Here is a 19294-nt window from a genome sequence, read left to right on the forward strand (position 1 = left end):
AGTCCGGAGGAGCATATGTATTTTTATATTGAACCTGAGGTTAGTGGTGGATTGGGAAGGCATTCTTTGCTTGATACATCAACTCATCCACCTAAAGTGTTTAAGTTACACTATCAATTTGATGGTTGGTTGGGAGATGATTTACTAGCGACGTTTCCTTGCTACATTGTTACCGAGTCATTAGCAAAAGAAATTGGATCAGCAAATTTAACAGGTTACAAACTGAGTGATGTGGAGATATCAACATCTGAGCAATTTGGCGAACTATATCCAGGAATACAATTGCCTAAATTCTATTGGTTGAAGGTAGTAGGTAGTGTGAAAAAGGATGATTTTTGGATAGCTGAAGACTATAGACTTGTAGTGTCAGAAAAAGCTTTAAAGACACTCAAAAAAGGTAGGATCGACGAGGCAGATATAGAAGAGTTTTAAAGCGATGTTGTATGGGAGCTACAGAATTGCAAGTGCTAGTCCTAAATATAAAATAACGTACTATATCCTATAGAGAGATTTTAAACCTTGCTGCTTAGTTAGCTTCCTCCATATCTCGTTGAAGGACGTTGGCTAGAAGATGTAAAAGCAGACAAGATCACACGATAAATTATCATTTAGTTAGAAATTTAATGTATGAGCCATCTCTATATGAGGTGGCTTTTTTGCGTTTATGGTCAGAGTTTACTAATTAAACGCGTACATGTTGTGCGCATTATATTGGTGCATAAACCCTACATTGGTGCATTTAAATAGATAAAATCAATACAAATAAAAGTTTTTGATTTCATTTAAGGCTTTATAAAACAATGAATTAAACCCTAATTGTTAGAAGAGTAAATTATGGAACGGTAATTGCTGTATTAGACGCTTTGTAAATTTCATTCACCAAATTGGTGATGAATTTAACTTTGATGCACAGGATGAGTGCGCTACAAATAACGGAGATAAACATAATGAGTGTAACTGCCGATCAGGTACATGGCGTTGTACAAACTCTCACACAAAGTTCCGATACACTTTTTCTATTATTGGGTGCCATCATGGTTTTTTTGATGCATGCTGGTTTTGCTTTTCTTGAAGTGGGAACCGTGCGCCAAAAGAACCAAGTAAACGCACTCGTTAAAATTATTGCCGATTTTGGTATTTCTGCGATTGCTTACTTTTTTATTGGTTATTGGGTTGCTTATGGCGGCACGTTCTTTTCTGATGCTCAAACCTTATCTCAAGATAATGGCTACGAGTTGGTTAAGTTCTTTTTCTTACTGACCTTCGCTGCGGCGATTCCTGCTATTGTTTCTGGTGGTATCGCGGAGCGAGCTCGTTTTTATCCGATTCTAATCGCAACATTTTTCACTGTCGGCATAGTATATCCGCTATTTGAAGGAATCATCTGGAATGGAAACTTTGGTGTTCAAGCTTGGTTTGAAAGTACCTTTGGTTATGGTTTTCACGATTTTGCAGGTTCGGTCGTTGTGCACGGCGTTGGTGGATGGATTGCGCTGGTGGCTGTTACTTTTTTAGGGATGCGTAGAGGTCGTATCCGCGCAGGAAAGCATACGAACTTCGCTCCATCTAATATCCCATTTTTGGCACTTGGGGCTTGGATTCTCTGTGTTGGTTGGTTTGGTTTCAACGTTATGTCCGCTCAAACTCTTTCTGGAATCAGTGGCTTAGTGGCGATGAACTCGTTGATGGCAATGGTTGGAGGTATCGTAGCTTCATTACTTGCGGGTAAAAATGACCCTGGCTTTATTCACAATGGCCCTTTGGCCGGTTTGGTTGCGGTTTGCGCGGGGTCAGATTTAATGCATCCGCTTGGTGCATTGGTGACAGGTGCCGTTGCCGGGGTTTTGTTTGTGTATCTGTTTACATACCTGCAAAACCGAACCAAAATCGATGACGTACTGGGTGTGTGGCCTTTGCATGGCGTATGTGGTGCTTGGGGCGGGATCGCTGCAGGAGTTTTTGGTCAAAGTGGATTTGGTGGAATGGGCGGTGTTAGCTTCGCGGTTCAAGTTTTAGGGACATTTCTTGGCATTTCCATTGCGGTTTTAGGCGCTCTTGTAGTCTATGGCGCAATTAACGCTCTAACAGGTTTAAGGCTTTCAGAAGAAGACGAGTTTAATGGTGCGGATTTAGCGATTCATAAAATATCGTCTACTAACGAAGATTAAATTAATCGAAAAAAGAGCGGCATCAAACCGCTCTTTTTTAAACTATTTGCTTCAAACCGATATACAAGCCGCTTTAGCAATTGCCTTTTTTAGCTTGACCAGGGGGGCAAAAGCTACCATTGCCATGCGGCCCATGATTGTCATTATTTGTGCTGACTTTTACTTTTACGTCGTCAATTTCACCTTCCACATTTGTCAGCTGACAGCCTGCTAAAGTCGTAAGTAATATAAGCGCCAGAGATACTTGTCTCATTGCGATTCCTCTCAAAATGTAATTCTAATAGTGACCATTACGACCATGGTCTAATCCATACTACTACAGTTGCTATTCTTTCAGTGTTAAGCTAATGAAAAAGAACAACAAGGATAAGTTATGAATTTCCCTTATAGAAATATTGTAGTACTTACTGGAGCAGGTATCTCGGCTGAATCTGGTATTCAAACATTTCGAGCCCAAGATGGCCTGTGGGAGAATCACCGAATTGAAGATGTAGCAACACCTGAAGGTTTTGCTCGAGATCCAGACCTTGTTCAGAGTTTTTATAATCAACGCCGTCAAAAGCTTCAGGATGAAGCGATCAAACCGAATGCTGCGCATCTTGCTCTTGGCCGTCTTGAAGCGGAATTAGAGGGAAAGGTGACGGTCATTACGCAGAATATTGATAACCTGCATGAAAGAGGTGGCAGCCAAAATGTGATTCACATGCACGGTGAGTTACTCAAGGCTCGATGTAGTGAATCTAACCAAGTTATTGAACATACCGAAGATATAAAAACTGGTGAGCTTTGCCATTGTTGTCAGATCCCATCACAAATGCGCCCACATATTGTGTGGTTTGGTGAAATGCCACTGAGAATGGGAGATATATACGCAGCACTGGAAGAAGCTGATTTGTTTGTCTCTATCGGCACTTCGGGCGTCGTCTATCCGGCCGCTGGCTTTGTGCATGATGCTAAAATGCATGGCGCTCATACTATAGAAATTAACCTTGAGCCAAGTGCGGTTGAAAGTGAATTTGAAGAAAAACGCTATGGTAAAGCAAGCGTTGAAGTACCGAAGCTTGTTGATGAAATTCTTGCTTTGGAAACGAAAGCATAAAAACTTAAACCCAACTATTAGATACAAAAAAAAGCGGCTCATGAGCCGCTTTTTCACATCTTTAAAACTAACGATTTAGTTGTTTACTTTTAGCTTTTGGAAGTACTCATCGTACATTACGCTCGCTTCGCCAACTTCATCTTGCCATGTTCCGCTGTCCATTACTTCTTGCGGAGGGAAGATGCTTGGGTCGTTAGCAAACTCTTTTGGTAGCAGCTCATGTGCCGTCTTAACTGGAGTAGGGTAACCAATCTCTAGTGCAATCTTAGCGGCGTTCTCAGGGCGTAGTAGGAAGTCGATCATCTTATGAGCAGCATCTACGTTTTTCGCGCCAGCTGGAATTGCTAGGCTGTCCATCCAGAAAATGGTGCCTTTTTCAGGCCAGATGATGTCGATATTCGCACCTTCTTGACGAGCCATGTAAGCAGAGCCGTTCCAAAGCATACCAAGAGACACTTCACCTGCAAGGTAAGGGTTTGCTGGGAAATCAGAGTTGAATACCAATACGTTTGGCATTAGCTTTTTCAGCTCTTCATAAGCTGCTTTGATTTCATCTGGGTTCGTTGTATTTGGCGAGTAACCAAGCTTTGTTAATGCAATGTGGAAGACTTCACGAGAGTCATCCATCAGCATTAGTTGGCCTTCCCACTTGCTATCCCAGAAATCGTCCCATTTAGAAACAGACGATTTATCTAGCATATCTGCGTTGATACCAATGCCCGTCGCACCCCAAATGTAAGGGATAGAGTAGTTGTTGTTTGGATCAAATGGTTTATCTAGGAAGTTGGTGTCAAGATCGCTAAAGTGAGAAAGTTTCTTTTTGTCGATCTCTTGCAGCATACCTTCTTTACGCATTTTAGAAACGAAGTAGGTAGACGGTACTACCAAATCGTAACCAGAACCTTGCGTTTTTAGCTTCGCGTACATACTTTCGTTAGATTCGTATGTAGAGTAGATAACTTTGATGCCAGTTTCTTTTGTAAAGTCTTCAAGAACTTCGTTTGGAATGTATTCCGACCAGTTGTAGAAATACAGTTCTTGGTCAGCCGCCATTGCAGGGGTAGCGATTAGCGTCGCTGCACATAGAGCGCTTGCGTAGAATTTACTTTTCATTTGTTTTCCGTTTTGTTTAGCGATTGGACAAATCAATACTAGTCGCAGTTATTAAGTTGAGCCAAATCGCAATAAGCACAATCCCGTTTATTTAAATCAATTTATACCGAGCCTTTTTTAGAGAAGCGATAATTCTGTGAAACTGAGCTAAATAAACCTAGCAACGCATAATTATATCAGTCAATTACAAAAATAGGCAGCGTATCGCTGCCTATTTTCAGTTAGTCGATGCCTTAGTAGGCAAGATCAGATTATTGACCCGCTTTCAACTTCAAGAAGTAGTCTTCATATTTCACTGTCATATCACCAACCGAGTCTTGCCATTCAACACGGTCAAGATCTTCTTGAGAAGGGAACAGCGGTGCTACGTCTTTAAACTTCGAGTTTGATTCTGTAACGGCGGTTAGGTAGCCAGTGTCACGAGAAATTTGCTCTGCGATTTCAGGGCGTAGTAGGAAGTCGATCATTTTGTGCGCTGCTTCTACGTTTTTCGCGCCAGAAGAGATTGCGAAGTTATCAACCCAGCCAATACCGCCTTCTTTAGGGAAGACTAGCTTAAGGTTTAGACCTTCGTTTTGCGCCGCAGCCGCACTGCCGTTCCAAAGCATACCAACGCCAACTTCGCCAGACATGTATGGTGCACCCGGGTTATCAGAGTTAAATACTAAAACGTTTGGCATCAGCTGTTGCAATTCAGCGTATGCTTCGTCGATTTGCTTTGGATCTGTAGAGTTACCTGAGTAACCCAATTTACGTAGTGCAATGTGGAATACTTCACGAGTATCGTCCATTAGCATTACTTGACCTTCAAGCTCAGGCTTCCATAGGTCTGCCCAGCTTTGGAAGTCGTTTGGATCGTACATATCAGCGTTAACTGCTAGACCTGTAATCGCAACAACGTGTGGAATAGAGTAGTCGTTATTTGGATCGTAAGGCTTATCTAGGTAGTTCTTATCTAGGTTGCCGAAGTTTTTCAGCTTAGTCTTATCGATCTTTTGTAGCATACCTTCATCGCGCATTTTTGCTACGAAGTAAGTTGAAGGTACGACTAGGTCATAACCTTGGTTATGAGTTTTTAGCTTTGCGTACAAAGTTTCGTTCGACTCGTAAGTCGAGTAGATCACTTTGATACCTGTTTCTTTAGTAAATTGCTCTAGGATATTACTGTTGATGTAAGGACCCCAGTTCATAAATACCAATTCTTTATCGTCCGCTGCCGCTGAACCTGAGAACAGAGAAAGCGCACATGCACTACCAGCTAATAGAGTAGCCCATTTTTTCATTGACGTTAGCTCCAAACCAAACGTTGTCCAAATCATTTTGGACGGTAGATAGAAAAACAGAATGGCATGTAACCATTCTGTTTCGTGATGTTAACGGATGCGGATTTTACTTTACTTTTTCTCTTGCTAGCAACTGAGAAATTACTACAAGAACCAAAGATACAATCAACATGACCGTTGCTAGGGCATTCACTTCCGGTGAAATACCCACCTTAACCATCGAGTAAATTTTCAATGGTAGGATTTCGTATGTTGGGCCTGTTACAAACGAGCTGATAATTACGTCGTCTAAAGACAGAGTAAAGCTTAGTAACCAACCTGCAGCAACCGCTGGCTTCGCAAGAGGAAGGATGATCTGTTTTAAGATAACCCATTCACTTGCACCAAGGTCTTTTGCTGCTTCCAACATTTTCACATCAAAGCCGTTCAAGCGGCTGTAAACGGTTACCACAACAAACGGTAAACAGAATGTGATGTGTGCAATCAATAGAGTAAAGAAACCAAGCTGCGCGCCTAAAACTAAAAACAGCGCCAACAATGAAATTGCCATCACGATGTCTGGTGACATCATTACAACAAACAGCATGCCGTTTACCGCACCTTTACCTTTAAAGGAGTAACGGAATAGGGCAACGGCCGTCAGACTACCAATAATAGTAGCAGCTGTTGCAGAAAACACCGCGACATTAAGTGAGTGCCACGCTGCTTGCATAAGGCTGTCATTGTTCACTAGGGTTTCGTACCACTTGGTTGTAAACCCGCCCCATTTCATACCAAATTTGTTGGCATTAAATGAGTTCACGATCAATACGATGATTGGTAGATACAAAAATGCATATACCAGCGCCATAAAGCTAAATCTAACTGTACGTCCCATTAGTCTAGCTCCACCTTCTTATTCAATAGTTTGCCTGCTCTGTAGTAGGCGTACAGCATGATTGCCATTGCAATAGTAAGTGCGATACTGGTTGCCGCACCGAATGGCCAATCACGAGCGTTTAATACTTGGCTCTTAATTACGTTACCAATTAATAGGTTCTTCGCTCCGCCTAGAAGGTCGGAGATGTAGAACATACCTAACGCAGGAAGAAGTACCAACAAACAGCCACCAATAATGCCAGGCATCGTTAACGGCAAGATCACTTTTGTGATGGTTTGCAGTTTGCTTGCGCCTAAGTCTTTTGCAGCCTCAATGTAGGTGTTGTCTAGCTTCTCGATTGCCGAATACAGAGGCAGAATCATAAACGGAAGCAAAATGTAGACAAGACCAATCATTACCGCTGTTTCGGTATACATAAGACGCAATGGCTTATCGATAATATCCATTGCCATTAATGACTTGTTCAAGATGCCCTGTGTGCCAAGAACAATCTTCAAACCGTAAGTACGGATAAGTGAGTTTGTCCAAAACGGTACAATCACAAGAAACAGCATAAACGGGCGCCATTTCTCTGGCATTTTCGCCACGATATAAGCAAATGGGTAGCCGATGATTAAACACAACAACGTCGCAATGATTGCCATGTAGAAAGAGTGCATCAGCACTTTTGCGTACAATGGATCAAGTAAACGAAGGTAGTTGTCGAAAGTAAAAGTCAGTTCAATTAAGTTCGCTTCATCACGCGTTAAAAAACTTGTACCGATAATCATTAGGTTTGGAACCAACACGAAAAGTGTTAGCCAACCAACAATTAGGGTAATGATTGCGTTCTGAAGATTAATCTTCTTGCTTATCATTGAGTACTACCTCCCAGCTCTCAACCCAAGTGATAGCGACTTTTTGGCCGAGAGAGTGGTCCACATCTGGATCATCTTCGTTAAAGAACTCGCTAACCATCACACGCATGCCTGAGTCCAGTTGGACAACAGAGTCTAGCGTCATACCTTTATAGGTACGTTCAGTGACGTGACCAACAATGCCTTTTTCTTCAGACTCTTTGATCTCTTCGATACGCAAGTCTTCAGGGCGAAGCAGCACTTGTAGTTTGTCACCTGCTTGTGCTTCTTTGTCGTAGTAAACGACGGACTCAACACCTTCGATTTCCGCACGGATGCGTTTTTCATCAATGCGTTCAAGCATTGTTGCGTTGAAGACGTTAATCTCGCCGATAAAGCGAGCAACAAACAAGTTTTTAGGTTCTTCGTAAATTTCACGTGGTGAGCCATCTTGTTCGATAACACCATCGCGCATAACGATAATGCGGTCAGACATCGATAGAGCTTCTTCCTGATCGTGAGTAACAAAGATAAAGGTAATACCAAGTTGACGCTGAAGTTGTTTCAACTCAATCTGCATTTGTTTACGAAGTTTGTAATCAAGAGCAGAAAGCGATTCATCAAGTAGCAGTACTTTTGGCTTATTCACAACCGCACGCGCGATCGCGATACGTTGTTGCTGACCACCAGAAAGTTGGTGCGGCTTACGCTGCGCCATTTTTTCTAGACGGACCATACGTAGCGCTTCCATTACGCGTGGTTCGATTTCTGCCGCAGGCGTTTTTTGCATGCGTAGGCCAAATGCCACATTATCGAATACGGTCATGTGAGGGAATAATGCGTAACTCTGAAATACCGTGTTGACGTGCCTATGCTCTGCAGGAACTTGCGTTACATCTTGGTCATCTAATACGATTTGACCGTTATCTGCCGTTTCAAAACCAGCGATCATGCGTAAAACCGTCGTTTTACCACAACCAGATGGACCAAGAATCGTCAGAAACTCACCATGATTAACATCAAGATTTAAATTACCGATGATTTCCTTTCCATCGAAACTTTTGCTGATACCAGATAAACGAATAACTGGCTTTCCTGCTTGCTGTTTAGCGTTCAACGTCTGTATTTCTCCCACGTTAAAATTGGGTTTACGCCAATTAGTGTGACATAAGTCATTCACTTTTGAGGCGCGCATCATAATCACCAAAATTGTGAAATTAAAGCATTTTCTTATCTTGAAACAGAAAAAATTTTGCAGGCAAAAGTAATCATTCCTTACCATACTGTTTTTAAGAGGTTATTTGCCTTTTAAACACAGTTTGGTAGGGCTTTGTCATTAGCAACAATTGCTTTCAATTTCATAGTTTTGTGAGTGGTCAATTATCAACCAAATAGTAGATATTGCAAGGATAGAACGTCAGTTCTGATTTTAGACGTGGAAAGATTTCTTTATAATGTTGGCCACTTTAATTGACTGGTATACCAGTAAAAAATTCACAAGTTAATCTTGGATAATATATGAATAACGATTTTGAAAAAGATTTCAATCTTGGGGGGAGTGTAGAGCGAGCTTTGTCTGGCGACTACGAACTAAAAGCGAGTGCTGTATTTAGTGAAGCTTGGCGCGCAACCATTCAACACTTTTTATCGTTCTCACCTGCGATTATTCTTTTGCTTTTTGTCCAGTTGGGGATTTTCTACATTGCACTTCAACTTCAATTGGGCGACCCAAGTGTCATTCTCGATGCGATAGAAAATCCGGAAGCATTCACCGCTAATATCGTTTCTGCTATTTATATCGCTAACTTTAGTTATGAAGTGATCAGCGCCCCCATTTATGCTGGGATCAGTTTGATGGCAATGAGTCACGTAGCAGGGCTAAAAACCAAAGTTCGTCATGTCGGTAAAGGTCTGCAATTTACCGTTCCTGTTATTATTGCAACGCTGTTCAGTTTAACGTTGCAAGGTGTCGCGGGAATGATCCTTCCACCGCTTTCATTATATTTAGCAATGGCGTTTAGTCACTCTATCTTACTGATTTGCGAGAAAAGAGTGCCACCTATGCAATCGTTATTATTATCACTACGTGCGATCAATAAGAAGATTTTTGTTGTGGCTGGGCTTTACATGGGCGTTATGTTGATGTTTATTGTTGCGGCTATGTTCTACGGTATTGGCTTTATTTTTGTCTTGCCATTCTTCTTCCATTTGAAGGGCATCCTTTATCGAGAAATGTTTGGCATCAAACTTAAGATCGTAGCAACACAAAAAAATGATAACGATCACGATGGTAAATCTCAGGTGTTTAATGCCTAAATCTTTAAAATTAATGACTTTACGAGTGGCGGCTGCCTGTATAGCCGCCACTTTTATTTCGGTAGGTCCATATTTGCATTACGACCGCCAGTTCAAAAGCGCGAATGATCCTAATGTTGTTCAAGGTCCGGTGAAACATCCTGATTTGTCGCACTTGCCCTACATTGGGGACATTCCAGACTTTAACTCTATCAAAGACGCCAAAGAAAAAAAGGCGGCATTTTTCGATTTCTTACGGCCTAAAATCGCACTAGAAAATCACAGGATTGAAAAAGAACGTGCTTTTCTAAGCTCTCTTGAGATTGGAGAAGTGTCGCCGGACGAAGAAGCTTACGCAGAAAGATTAGCGCAGTTATATGGGTTTCCTCTTCATGATGGTCATGTTGATGAAGCTTGGCTGACTGAAATGTTAAAGCGAGTCAATGTTTTACCAGAAGCATTAGTGCTAACTCAAGCTGCCAATGAATCCGCGTGGGGTACTTCTCGTTTTGCTACTCAAGCAAACAACTTGTTCGGCCAATGGTGTTATAAACAGGGTTGCGGAATTGTGCCTGCTCAGCGTGCTGCAGGAAAAACTCACGAAGTTCAAAAATTCGATTCAGTTCAGCAGTCAATTCATGGCTACTTTATGAATGTGAATCGCAATCCAGCTTACGCTGACTTACGTGATATTCGAGCTATGTTGGCAGATAAGCACAAAAACTTGTTATCCGTGGCGACAGCATCAGAACTCACTCATGGACTGTTGTCTTACTCAGAGAGGGGCATTGCATACGTTAATGACTTACGCTCGATGATTCGCCACAATAACGCCTACTGGACTCAATAAAATAATAATCTAATGAAAAAGTTAAGCTTAATTTTAGGAAGTGCAGCACTCTTGCTCTCGTCACCGATAACGCATGCTCAAGAGTATATGTTTACGTATTCCAAACTGTATACTCAGTTAAAAAATAACACTAAAGAAGGGCATGATGACGTTAAAGTCGGTGTGTTCTTCGTCGATGCCAGAACTAAGCAGCTGTGTGCGATCGAAAAAGCGTGGATGGAAAAGGAAGAACACTACGAAGAGTTTGTGATTCCAGCGTCGAAAGAACTGCCATTACCGATCGACAAAAATCTAAAATCCGCAAATCCTTTGGTATTCGTACATACCCCTAAAGATAGCCGATGTGATTATTCTTTAGTTGTAATGACGAAAGAACCGTTACAGGGTAGCGTTTCTTACGAGCAACTGAAGCCATTAATGCCTCAAATGCAAAGCATGTTAGAGGATTTAGGGGGGATGTTTGCTGGATGGTTCACACCTGAAGTACAGGGCGTCACAATGGAGTTTGCCAACGAACTGAACGGTAAGATCGTTTTTTCAAATGGACAAGAGAAGGCGATTATTAACGGTAAAGTGCAGGTTGCTTTGAGTGAAATTGGCGAAGGTGGAACAATAACGTTACCGGAACCAACGATGAGAGTGCTTCCTTATTTGCCCCAAGCAAAGAAATAGCACTATCTCCACTAAAGAGCCGCATTCGCGGTTCTTTTTCTATTCTATGATGATAATTCAGCGCACTTATTTTCTTATCCTTCAATACAAACATTTAATCCTGCTGCAAAAGCCCGTATAATCCACGCCCCAAAGAAACCCATGTTAGGAAGTCCTACTGTCGATTTTATCGGCGATGTGAGAGCCCGCAATGAACCAGAAAGATACAAGAAAAGAAACCCTTGAATTCAACAAGCTTCAAAAACGTTTGAGAAGAAATGTTGGAAATGCCATTACAGATTACAACATGATCGAAGAAGGCGATGTTGTCATGGCATGCATAAGCGGTGGTAAAGACTCATTTGCGATGCTCGATATCCTGTTGAATCTACAAAAAGCGGCACCAATCAAATTTGAAGTGGTTGCTGTTAACCTAGACCAAAAACAACCTGGTTTCCCAGAGCATATTTTGCCTGAGTATTTTGAGACGCTGAATATTCCTTACTACATCGTAGATAAAGACACATACTCAGTAGTTAAAGAAAAAGTGCCAGAAGGTAAGACAACGTGTGGTCTATGTTCTCGTCTACGTCGTGGTACGCTTTATTCATTTGCTGAGAAAATCGGCGCAACAAAACTTGCACTTGGTCATCATATGGATGACATCGTAGAAACGATGTTCTTGAACATGTTCCATGGTTCTCGTTTGAAGGCAATGCCACCAAAACTACGCTCTGATGATGGTCGTAACGTGGTTATTCGTCCGCTGACTTACTGCCGCGAAAAAGACCTGATCAAATACGCAGAGCACAAAGATTTCCCAATTATTCCTTGTAACCTATGTGGTTCTCAAGAGAACTTGCAGCGCCAAGCAATCAAAGCAATGCTGATTGATTGGGATAAGAAGACGCCAGGACGCGTAGAAGCGATTTTCAAATCAATCCAAAACGTAAGCCCAAGCCAATTGGCAGACCGTGAGTTGTTTGATTTTGTAAACTTGCCGCTAGATCGTGACGGTAGCCGCGAAGAGTATGAGTTTAGTGAAGCAGTCGTTTCTTCAACTAACATCGATGAATCTCTATTCATCGATGTAACGAACATCTAGTAACTAGGAGGCAACAATGCCTCCTATTTTGTACTTGCTGAAACCGAAAATAAAACGCCCCAAAAGAGGGGCGTTTTTATATTTTATTATTTGCTCTACGTTGCGGTATTTGGATCGAGAGGGCTGATATAACCTTTTGGTTTTAATGCCAGTACATCACAGTTAATCTTATCGATCACATGCTCTGCCGTGTTACCGATAAAGACCGCTGAAAGACCCGTACGACCAGTCGTACCCAAAATCACCATTGCTGCATTTAATCGCTCCGCTGATGCAGGAATGACGTCTTCTGGTAAACCTTGTTCTACGATGGTTTGTTCTTCGTCGATGCCATGTTTTTGTCTCAATGCTTTCATTGCGGTGAGATGGTGGCCACGAACCGCATCCGTGTAGGTCGTTGGGTCAAATTCAGGCAACTCAATCGTAATGTTAGCCGGTGTAACAGGATAAGCGTTGACGAGATACGGTTCAGCATCGAGACGGTTTGACATCTCTTTGAGGCGTTCAACCATCGCGTCGTTCAAATCAATGTGAGTTGGGTTTTCTGACCCCACGTGTACAGAAGCGAGAATATTAGCTTGCTCCGGCCAATCCGAGTTCTTGATCAAAAGTACAGGAATAGGGCATTTACGTAATAAATGCCAGTCTGTCGGCGTGAAAATCACAGACTCTAAAACATCGTGTTTACGTGTCCCTTTGATTAGAAGATCGTGCCCACCAGCATACACTTCAGCAATGATTGCTTCGTAAGGACGGTTGTGCCACACAACGCAAACATCAAAATCGAAGCTATCGTTTAAGTACGGTTGAGCAATCTTACGCATCCACTGCTCACGTTGATGGATAACGCCGCGACGCATCGCATCTCTTTCATCGACTGACAGCATTGAGGTCATGTCATAGGAAAAATCGTAGATGGATAAGAAGAAGGTGATTCGGCTTCTGGATACACTCTTTTGAGCTAATTGAACCGCTCTAGCGAGTGCAGGCTGTTCATCATTATTGATGTCAGCAACAACAAGAATCTTACTGTATATACTCATAACTAAGCCCACTTATGTTGCGAAACCAAATACTGAAAACAAGTTAAATCAGTAAATTGGAGACTCTTCGTATATTTTTACTGTAGCTTAGTTTGGGGAACTTTTTGAGGACTTTCGAAGGGATTTTATGAGAAACATGATGTAGCTCATTTTCGAGCTACATCAATAAGTAAGCGAGATTACTCTTTTGTTACACCGGCAAGTTCCATTAGCGCATCATGATCTAAGATGGTGATGTACTTACCTTTAACACTCAGAATTTCAGATTTTTGGAAACGACCTAATAGGCGGCTGATGGTTTCAACCGTTAGGCCTAAGTAGTTACCAATATCGCCACGAGTCATGGTCAAACGAAATTCTCTTGGGCTGAAGCCACGTTGAGAGAAGCGAGTTGACAGGTTGTACAAGAAAGCAGCTAGACGCTCCTCAGCATTCTTCTTAGAAAGCAGAAGAATCATTTCTTGGTCGCCTTTAATTTCGTTACTCATTAGACGCATGATTTGCTGACGAAGTTTAGGCATTTTGCCTGATAGGTCGTCAAGGATCTCGTAAGGGATTTCACAAACCATTGATGTTTCAAGAGCTTGAGCGAAACTAGGGTGGCAGTCACCAGTAATAGCGTCAAAACCAACTAAGTCACCAGCTAAGTGAAATGCTGTGATTTGCTCATCACCTTGTTCTGTGATTGTGTAGCTCTTAATCGTGCCAGAACGGATAGCGTACAAAGATTTAAGCTCATCACCTGCTTTAAATAGCTCTTGTCCTTTTTGGATAGGCTTTTTACGCTCGATGATTTGGTCCAACTGGTCAAGTTCAGATTCATTCAGAGTGAATGGGATACACAGTTGGCTAATGCTACAATCTTGGCAATGAATCGCGCAACCGCCTGATTGGATACGCTTTGTTGCAGGTTTTTCAGAAATCATAACAACCTTTCACTATTTGATATACATCAATATTTTAGCACCGCTTAATCCTAAAGGATAGCAAAAATATCGGTGGTATAGAGTTTTACGTTATATGAAACCAAGCATCTGCATGGCACCCGCGGCAGTATACGCGCCATAGACAATTAAGATTAATGCTGAGATGTTTCTAAATATTAATGATTTTTGCAGTTTCTGAAAATGGCTTGCTCCGTAACCAACAGCGAGCATGGATGGCAGCGTTCCCAAACCAAAAGCGAGCATGATTAGGCCGCCATTTACTGCGCTACCGGACACCGCCGACCATGTTAATGCCGAATAAACTAACCCGCATGGTAACCACCCCCAAACAAAACCAAAGGGCAGTGCGTGTATTGGCTTTTTAAGTGGCAAAAGGCTTTTTCCAGCTGGAGAGATAAACTTCCAAAGGTGCTGGCCCATCTTTTCTACGATGAGTAAACCTTGCCACCATTTCGCAATATATAACGCAACCAAAATCATGAAGATTGCGGCAACAAAACGCAGCCACGCAAGAGATTGAGCTAAGCCACTGAGTTCCGATAATCCTGATATTGCACCTCCGACAAGTGCGCCTATTAAGGCGTAACTGATGAGTCGTCCAAGGTTGTAGAATAAAGGTATGGTTGGGGAGGATTTTGAGCTTGAACTACCTAAGGAAAGTAGGGATGCGATACCACCACACATCCCCATACAATGGCCGGCCCCGACAAGGCCGATAAGCAAAGCACCTAAAAAATCAGGATTCATAAAACATACTACGGTTTCTTATTGTATGATTGCTCTTCTTCATCTAATAAAATGTTGTGTCCTTGTCGCTCAAGATCTTCAAACTGGTCGCTTCGAACCGCCCAAAGAAAAATAGCGACAGCAACGCAAACAAGAACAATCGCGATTGGAATTAAAATATAGAGGCTTTCCATAAGTGTTCTCTTGTTTACTTCTCTTTAAGAAGTCGCAGTGAGTTAGATACAACAATGATTGAACTTGCTGACATCCCAACAACCGCGATATAAGGCGCAACTAGCCCTGCAACCGCTAACGGCAAAATTAACAAGTTGTAGCCTAATGACCAAGCTAAGTTTTCACGGATAATCTTTCTTGTACGAAGAGCCAATAGGCGAGCTTCCAATAACTTTTCTAAGTTATCTCCAAGAAGCGTCATATCTGCTGATGCCTTTGCAACGTCAGTACCACCGCCCATAGCCACGGATAAATGGGCTCCCGCTAGAGTAGGCGCGTCGTTTATGCCATCACCAACCATCATGGTGATATCACTGCTATCAAGGCTCTTAAGATACGCGAGTTTGTCTTCTGGTTTTGCAGATGCGATCACATGCTCGATACCAATTTCGTCAGCAACTGGCTGCGCGTTTTGAATAGAGTCACCGGTAAGTAGGGTTGTTTTGATTCCTGCTTCTGCAAAACGCTGAATAAACGCCTGACTTTCTTTGCGAATAGGATCGTGATAATAAAAAGTTGCAGCGTGTTCGTTGTTTATTGACAAGTAAATGGCATTGCTTTCTTTTATGCTCGAATCTAGCACAAACGAGGAGCTGCCAATTTTTACCGTCTTACCATTCCAAATCCCTTCGATTCCTGAGCCAATCACGTTTTTAACATCTGTTACAATAATCTCGTCATTACTGAAACCGGTAAATGAACGCGCAATAGGGTGGTTTGCATGAGCTTCAAGAGCAGATGCAAGGGCCAGACTTTCCGCTTCAGAAAGCTCTTTGAATGTGCTTGTACGGCTAATCTCGATGTCACCTTTCGTTAATGTTCCTGTCTTGTCGACGACGAGATGATTAACTTTGCAAAGCGTTTCGAATACATGGCCTTTTCGCAACAGAATGCCAAAATTGCCCATTCGTGAAGTCGCACAAGTTAGTGCGGTCGGTGTAGCAAGGGATAATGCACAAGGGCATGTAGCGACGAGAACCGAAAGCATAATCCAAAAAGCATCATCTGGTTTGGTTTGGTGCCAATAAAACCAGGTTCCAGCTGAGATGATAAGAATTACACCAACAAAGTAGCGTGCTACGACGTCAGCAACTTCTGCAATTTTTGGCTTCGAATGCTGTGCTTCATCTTGAAGGCGCACAATATTTGAAATCATCGAGTCTGCTTTTGAATTGGTGACTTCCAACTCAAATGATTCATCTCCGTTTAATGTACCTGCATAAACAGCATCACCTTCTTTTTTTACGACATGAACAGACTCACCAGTCAGCATTGATTCATCAATATGAATACGGCCAGAAATAACTTTGCCATCAGCAGGGATATGTTCACCAGGGAGAACGCGAATGCGATCACCAATCTTCAGCGTTTTAACTGGAATTTGTTCGCCGTCTAGTGTTGTTGCAATGGCAGGGATAAGCTTGAGCAAGTTACCGCTAGCAGCAGCAGCTTTGCGGCGAGCGCGCATTTCTAAGAATCGACCCACTAACAAAAAGAAGGTAAACATCGAGATAGATTCAAAGAATACTTCGCCTTGCTCAGTTACTGTCGCAACTAAACTCGCAACATAAGCGAAAATCAAAGCGATCGAAACTGGGACGTCCATGCCTAGAGTTCGCCCTTTAATGCTTCGCCAAGCATTAAGGTAAAATGGTAGGGCAGAGTAAAGAAGAACTGGTGTAGCGAAAATCAAACTTACCCATCGGAAGTAGTTTTTAAATTCGGGTTCCAAATCGCCAAATACTTCTAAATACAACGCCACAGCAAGCATCATTACTTGCATCGTCGCTAAGCCAGCAATACCCAATCGGTAAAGGTACTGCTTCATCATTCGGTGATAAGATGCTTCTTGTTTGTCTGCTTCAAATGGCGCGGCTTTATAACCAAGCTTATGAATAACTGAAAGCAGTTCACTTAACTTAACTTGAGTTTTGTCCCACGCAAGCAAAGCGCGGTTTGTTGTCGTATTTACCCGTATGGAGACTAAACCTTTAGCGCTGGATACTTGCTTTTCAATAAGCCATGCACAAGCGGCGCAGGATACACCTTCGAGAGACAATGTTACTTCAGATACATTGTCATGGTTACGTACAAATTCTGATTGAACGTCTTCATTGTCATAGTGGATCAGAGCTTGAAGTTGTTCTGGAACGAGGTCCGCTTTTTCAGCGGGCGCGGTTCGGTACTGGTAGTAAGAAACAAGACCGCTATCTACGATAGTTTGTGCGACAGTTTCACACCCCGGGCAGCACATCTCACGAACTTCGCCAAGTATTTCTACTTTAAAATCCGTGTTTGCTGGTACATCTTCACCACAGTGGTAACAGGATTTGCACATAAAATTACTTCATTAATGAGACTGAAACTGCTGGAAATTCGACTTTGCCTTGAATCATCCATTGCTTATCGTGTGGTTGAAGTTCAACAAACCACGGGCCTTGTATAGCGTCTTCAGTGGTAAAACGATAGTTGCCAGATGCATCTGCGGTAACTAGCTTCGTAAAATCACGATTGGGTAATGTACGGTGAGTAAACGTTGCTGTAAGCGCTGGGTAGTGCGTTAGCGCTCCTTTCGTAAAGCCAATTACGATATTGTTATCTAGAGAAGAGATGTTCGCATTAAGACCAAGGTCACGAGCGACGTTCATTTTACTGATGTCGATATTTATGCCTTTGCCTTTTTTATAGTAATCCTCAGCAACAAGAGAAACAGAGTTGTTTGAAAAGACGACTACCGTGGCGATTGTCCAAACGACTACCGTAAGAGGAAGGATGATTAGGAACCACGGCCAGAATTGTTTATACCAAGGCTTTACCATAAAAAAGTTCTCAACAGCTAAATGAAAAAATGTAAGGCATTAAATTTAAAGGAAAGACAGCCCCTGTGAAAGGGGCTGTTATTGAAATGTTACTTATTGTCTGAGTTGCTTAAACTCCAGACATAAGAGGCAACAAGTTGAACCTTATCCTCACCTAGAATGTCCTTCCATGCTGGCATAACACCAGAGCGGCCATTCATTACGGTTTCAGTTACGGCAGCACGCGAGTCACCAAATAGCCAGTCTTGGTCAGTTAGGTCAGGGGCACCAACTGCTGGGTTACCTTTACCATCTGTACCATGACACGCTGCACACACAACAAAGCGAGCTTTACCTGCTGCAGCTTCACGAGCGTTAACTTTACGACCCGATAGGCTTAATGTGTAACTTACTACTTCTTGGACACCTTGCTCACCAAGCGCATCTTTCCATGCTGGCATTTGACCAATACGGCCATGCATGATGGTTGTCACGATTGCTGCTGGCTCACCGCCATATAGCCATGCGTCATCAGTTAGGTTAGGGAAACCTTTTTGACCGCGAGCATCTGAGCCGTGACATTGTGAACAGTTTTGCAAGAATAAACGTTGACCAACTTTTAATGCTTCTGGGTCTTGTGCGATCTCAGGAACAGGGCGTAGACCATTCGCATTATGAGCAAGTTTACGGAATGCTTCGCCGAAGTAGGCATCCGCATCATCCAGTTCTTTTGCGTATTGGTTGAGTTGTTTATTTTCTTGTGCCTGTGCAATAGCTTCTTTTGACTCTTCAAGCGAACGAACGGTTTGAGCCGAACTTTGCCAGTTTAAAAAGCCTTTAAAGCTACCTAGACCTGGGAACAGGGCTAGATAAACTGCTGCAAACACAAACGTGCTTACGAAAAGGTAAGTCCACCATTTCGGTAGAGGGTTGTTTAGCTCGCGAATACCATCGTACTCGTGGCCCATGTCTTCCCCTTCCTCGACGCCCATTTTATCTTTGGCGCACCAAGTCAGGAGGATCGCACAGCCTACTAGCGTACCGATAGTAATCACGATAATCCAGAGACTCCAGAATGTAGTCATTACTTCTTCACTCCTTGGTTATTTGGGGTCGTTTGTTCTTCGTCAGCAAACACCAAGTTGGCATCTTCTTCGAAGCGTGCTTTACGCTTCTTGCTAAATGCCCACCATACGATGCCGATAAAACTCGCGAAGAGCACTACGGTATAAATACTATGAATTGTACCGAAATCCATATGATCCC

Annotated in this window: 21 protein-coding genes; 7 read left to right on the forward strand and 14 right to left on the reverse strand. The window is 42.5% G+C overall.

The features are described 5' to 3' along the window. Nucleotides 1-15 precede the first annotated feature (15 nt). Nucleotides 16-432: a hypothetical protein gene (locus ACF8EG_RS19300; RefSeq protein ID WP_069506993.1), complete on the forward strand. Its 417-nt coding sequence runs from the start codon at nt 16-18 to the stop codon at nt 430-432. A gap of 515 nt (nt 433-947) precedes the next feature. Further along, nucleotides 948-2168: an ammonium transporter gene (locus ACF8EG_RS19305; protein WP_005495037.1), complete on the forward strand. Its 1221-nt coding sequence runs from the start codon at nt 948-950 to the stop codon at nt 2166-2168. Nucleotides 2169-2241: 73 nt separating this feature from the next. On the opposite strand, the gene ACF8EG_RS19310 is transcribed toward ACF8EG_RS19305, so the two are convergent. After that, nucleotides 2242-2421, reverse strand: coding sequence for a hypothetical protein (locus ACF8EG_RS19310; RefSeq protein WP_045626701.1), 180 nt, complete (start codon nt 2419-2421; stop codon nt 2242-2244). Between the two features lie 120 nt (nt 2422-2541). Between ACF8EG_RS19310 and cobB the strand changes: the two genes are divergently transcribed. Beyond that, complete coding sequence (gene cobB / locus ACF8EG_RS19315) at nt 2542-3267, forward strand: Sir2 family NAD+-dependent deacetylase (RefSeq protein WP_045626700.1); 726 nt, start codon at nt 2542-2544, stop codon at nt 3265-3267. 75 nt (nt 3268-3342) lie between these two features. On the opposite strand, the gene ACF8EG_RS19320 is transcribed toward cobB, so the two are convergent. From ACF8EG_RS19320 to potA, 5 genes are all read right to left on the reverse strand, one after another. Then, nucleotides 3343-4380 carry an extracellular solute-binding protein gene (locus ACF8EG_RS19320; RefSeq protein ID WP_005453907.1) on the reverse strand — a complete coding sequence of 346 codons (1038 nt, stop codon included), beginning with the start codon at nt 4378-4380 and terminating at the stop codon, nt 3343-3345. A gap of 251 nt (nt 4381-4631) precedes the next feature. Continuing rightward, on the reverse strand, nt 4632-5663 hold the full coding sequence (locus ACF8EG_RS19325) for an extracellular solute-binding protein (protein ID WP_025554990.1): 1032 nt from the start codon (nt 5661-5663) through the stop codon (nt 4632-4634). A 106-nt stretch (nt 5664-5769) separates the two neighbouring features. Beyond that, entirely contained in the window at nt 5770-6540 is a 771-nt protein-coding gene (potC, locus tag ACF8EG_RS19330) for a spermidine/putrescine ABC transporter permease PotC (protein ID WP_005389180.1), read from the reverse strand. Further along, entirely contained in the window at nt 6540-7400 is an 861-nt protein-coding gene (gene potB, locus ACF8EG_RS19335) for a spermidine/putrescine ABC transporter permease PotB (protein WP_005457403.1), read from the reverse strand. Before potB ends, potC begins: the two co-directional genes overlap by 1 nt. After that, nucleotides 7381-8574, reverse strand: a complete 1194-nt coding sequence (gene potA / locus ACF8EG_RS19340) for a spermidine/putrescine ABC transporter ATP-binding protein PotA (protein ID WP_005477641.1) — start codon at nt 8572-8574, stop codon at nt 7381-7383. The genes potB and potA overlap by 20 nt, the downstream gene beginning before the upstream one ends. Nucleotides 8575-8897: 323 nt before the next feature. On the opposite strand from potA, the gene ACF8EG_RS19345 reads away from it, so the two are divergent. From ACF8EG_RS19345 to ttcA, 4 genes are all read left to right on the forward strand, one after another. Next, complete coding sequence (locus ACF8EG_RS19345; RefSeq protein WP_005457395.1) at nt 8898-9695, forward strand: hypothetical protein; 798 nt, start codon at nt 8898-8900, stop codon at nt 9693-9695. Beyond that, nucleotides 9688-10524 (forward strand): glucosaminidase domain-containing protein, encoded by an 837-nt coding sequence (locus ACF8EG_RS19350; protein ID WP_005495027.1) that lies wholly within the window; start codon nt 9688-9690, stop codon nt 10522-10524. The genes ACF8EG_RS19345 and ACF8EG_RS19350 overlap by 8 nt, the downstream gene beginning before the upstream one ends. Before the next feature lie 12 nt (nt 10525-10536). Next, nucleotides 10537-11196 carry a DUF2987 domain-containing protein gene (locus ACF8EG_RS19355; protein WP_020840625.1) on the forward strand — a complete coding sequence of 220 codons (660 nt, stop codon included), beginning with the start codon at nt 10537-10539 and terminating at the stop codon, nt 11194-11196. A gap of 190 nt (nt 11197-11386) precedes the next feature. Further along, on the forward strand, nt 11387-12280 hold the full coding sequence (gene ttcA / locus ACF8EG_RS19360; protein WP_005477636.1) for a tRNA 2-thiocytidine(32) synthetase TtcA: 894 nt from the start codon (nt 11387-11389) through the stop codon (nt 12278-12280). 95 nt (nt 12281-12375) lie between these two features. On the opposite strand, the gene uspE is transcribed toward ttcA, so the two are convergent. The 8 genes from uspE to ACF8EG_RS19400 all read right to left on the reverse strand — a co-directional run bounded on the left by uspE (nt 12376) and on the right by ACF8EG_RS19400 (nt 19286). After that, the gene (gene uspE, locus ACF8EG_RS19365) at nt 12376-13323 is read right to left on the reverse strand and encodes a universal stress protein UspE (RefSeq protein WP_069506995.1); all 948 of its coding nucleotides are present in this window, start codon (nt 13321-13323) and stop codon (nt 12376-12378) included. A 179-nt stretch (nt 13324-13502) separates the two neighbouring features. Beyond that, nucleotides 13503-14249: an FNR family transcription factor gene (locus ACF8EG_RS19370; protein WP_005477663.1), complete on the reverse strand. Its 747-nt coding sequence runs from the start codon at nt 14247-14249 to the stop codon at nt 13503-13505. A 90-nt stretch (nt 14250-14339) separates the two neighbouring features. Next, complete coding sequence (locus ACF8EG_RS19375; protein ID WP_069506997.1) at nt 14340-15017, reverse strand: sulfite exporter TauE/SafE family protein; 678 nt, start codon at nt 15015-15017, stop codon at nt 14340-14342. Nucleotides 15018-15025: 8 nt separating this feature from the next. After that, nucleotides 15026-15190 carry a cbb3-type cytochrome oxidase assembly protein CcoS gene (gene ccoS / locus ACF8EG_RS19380; RefSeq protein ID WP_031854744.1) on the reverse strand — a complete coding sequence of 55 codons (165 nt, stop codon included), beginning with the start codon at nt 15188-15190 and terminating at the stop codon, nt 15026-15028. A gap of 14 nt (nt 15191-15204) precedes the next feature. After that, entirely contained in the window at nt 15205-17568 is a 2364-nt protein-coding gene (locus ACF8EG_RS19385; RefSeq protein ID WP_015296750.1) for a heavy metal translocating P-type ATPase metal-binding domain-containing protein, read from the reverse strand. Between the two features lie 4 nt (nt 17569-17572). After that, nucleotides 17573-18049, reverse strand: coding sequence for a FixH family protein (locus tag ACF8EG_RS19390; protein WP_025536072.1), 477 nt, complete (start codon nt 18047-18049; stop codon nt 17573-17575). 89 nt (nt 18050-18138) lie between these two features. After that, the gene (gene ccoP / locus ACF8EG_RS19395; protein WP_005477628.1) at nt 18139-19113 is read right to left on the reverse strand and encodes a cytochrome-c oxidase, cbb3-type subunit III; all 975 of its coding nucleotides are present in this window, start codon (nt 19111-19113) and stop codon (nt 18139-18141) included. Continuing rightward, complete coding sequence (locus ACF8EG_RS19400; RefSeq protein WP_005396487.1) at nt 19113-19286, reverse strand: CcoQ/FixQ family Cbb3-type cytochrome c oxidase assembly chaperone; 174 nt, start codon at nt 19284-19286, stop codon at nt 19113-19115. Before ACF8EG_RS19400 ends, ccoP begins: the two co-directional genes overlap by 1 nt. Nucleotides 19287-19294 lie beyond the last annotated feature (8 nt).

This window comes from Vibrio sp. YQ_11, assembly GCF_043103065.1.
GTDB lineage: Bacteria > Pseudomonadota > Gammaproteobacteria > Enterobacterales > Vibrionaceae > Vibrio > Vibrio parahaemolyticus.

Excerpts from the sequence above, each read along its gene's own strand:
- ACF8EG_RS19300 (WP_069506993.1), top strand. The coding sequence starts at position 16 with ATGTATTTTTATATTGAACCTGAGGTTAGTGGTGGATTGGGAAGGCAT.
- ACF8EG_RS19305 (WP_005495037.1), top strand. The coding sequence starts at position 948 with ATGAGTGTAACTGCCGATCAGGTACATGGCGTTGTACAAACTCTCACA.
- ACF8EG_RS19310 (WP_045626701.1), bottom strand. The coding sequence starts at position 2,421 with ATGAGACAAGTATCTCTGGCGCTTATATTACTTACGACTTTAGCAGGC.
- cobB (WP_045626700.1), top strand. The coding sequence starts at position 2,542 with ATGAATTTCCCTTATAGAAATATTGTAGTACTTACTGGAGCAGGTATC.
- ACF8EG_RS19320 (WP_005453907.1), bottom strand. The coding sequence starts at position 4,380 with ATGAAAAGTAAATTCTACGCAAGCGCTCTATGTGCAGCGACGCTAATC.
- ACF8EG_RS19325 (WP_025554990.1), bottom strand. The coding sequence starts at position 5,663 with ATGAAAAAATGGGCTACTCTATTAGCTGGTAGTGCATGTGCGCTTTCT.
- potC (WP_005389180.1), bottom strand. The coding sequence starts at position 6,540 with ATGGGACGTACAGTTAGATTTAGCTTTATGGCGCTGGTATATGCATTT.
- potB (WP_005457403.1), bottom strand. The coding sequence starts at position 7,400 with ATGATAAGCAAGAAGATTAATCTTCAGAACGCAATCATTACCCTAATT.
- potA (WP_005477641.1), bottom strand. The coding sequence starts at position 8,574 with ATGCGCGCCTCAAAAGTGAATGACTTATGTCACACTAATTGGCGTAAA.
- ACF8EG_RS19345 (WP_005457395.1), top strand. The coding sequence starts at position 8,898 with ATGAATAACGATTTTGAAAAAGATTTCAATCTTGGGGGGAGTGTAGAG.
- ACF8EG_RS19350 (WP_005495027.1), top strand. The coding sequence starts at position 9,688 with ATGCCTAAATCTTTAAAATTAATGACTTTACGAGTGGCGGCTGCCTGT.
- ACF8EG_RS19355 (WP_020840625.1), top strand. The coding sequence starts at position 10,537 with ATGAAAAAGTTAAGCTTAATTTTAGGAAGTGCAGCACTCTTGCTCTCG.
- ttcA (WP_005477636.1), top strand. The coding sequence starts at position 11,387 with ATGAACCAGAAAGATACAAGAAAAGAAACCCTTGAATTCAACAAGCTT.
- uspE (WP_069506995.1), bottom strand. The coding sequence starts at position 13,323 with ATGAGTATATACAGTAAGATTCTTGTTGTTGCTGACATCAATAATGAT.
- ACF8EG_RS19370 (WP_005477663.1), bottom strand. The coding sequence starts at position 14,249 with ATGATTTCTGAAAAACCTGCAACAAAGCGTATCCAATCAGGCGGTTGC.
- ACF8EG_RS19375 (WP_069506997.1), bottom strand. The coding sequence starts at position 15,017 with ATGAATCCTGATTTTTTAGGTGCTTTGCTTATCGGCCTTGTCGGGGCC.
- ccoS (WP_031854744.1), bottom strand. The coding sequence starts at position 15,190 with ATGGAAAGCCTCTATATTTTAATTCCAATCGCGATTGTTCTTGTTTGC.
- ACF8EG_RS19385 (WP_015296750.1), bottom strand. The coding sequence starts at position 17,568 with ATGTGCAAATCCTGTTACCACTGTGGTGAAGATGTACCAGCAAACACG.
- ACF8EG_RS19390 (WP_025536072.1), bottom strand. The coding sequence starts at position 18,049 with ATGGTAAAGCCTTGGTATAAACAATTCTGGCCGTGGTTCCTAATCATC.
- ccoP (WP_005477628.1), bottom strand. The coding sequence starts at position 19,113 with ATGACTACATTCTGGAGTCTCTGGATTATCGTGATTACTATCGGTACG.
- ACF8EG_RS19400 (WP_005396487.1), bottom strand. The coding sequence starts at position 19,286 with ATGGATTTCGGTACAATTCATAGTATTTATACCGTAGTGCTCTTCGCG.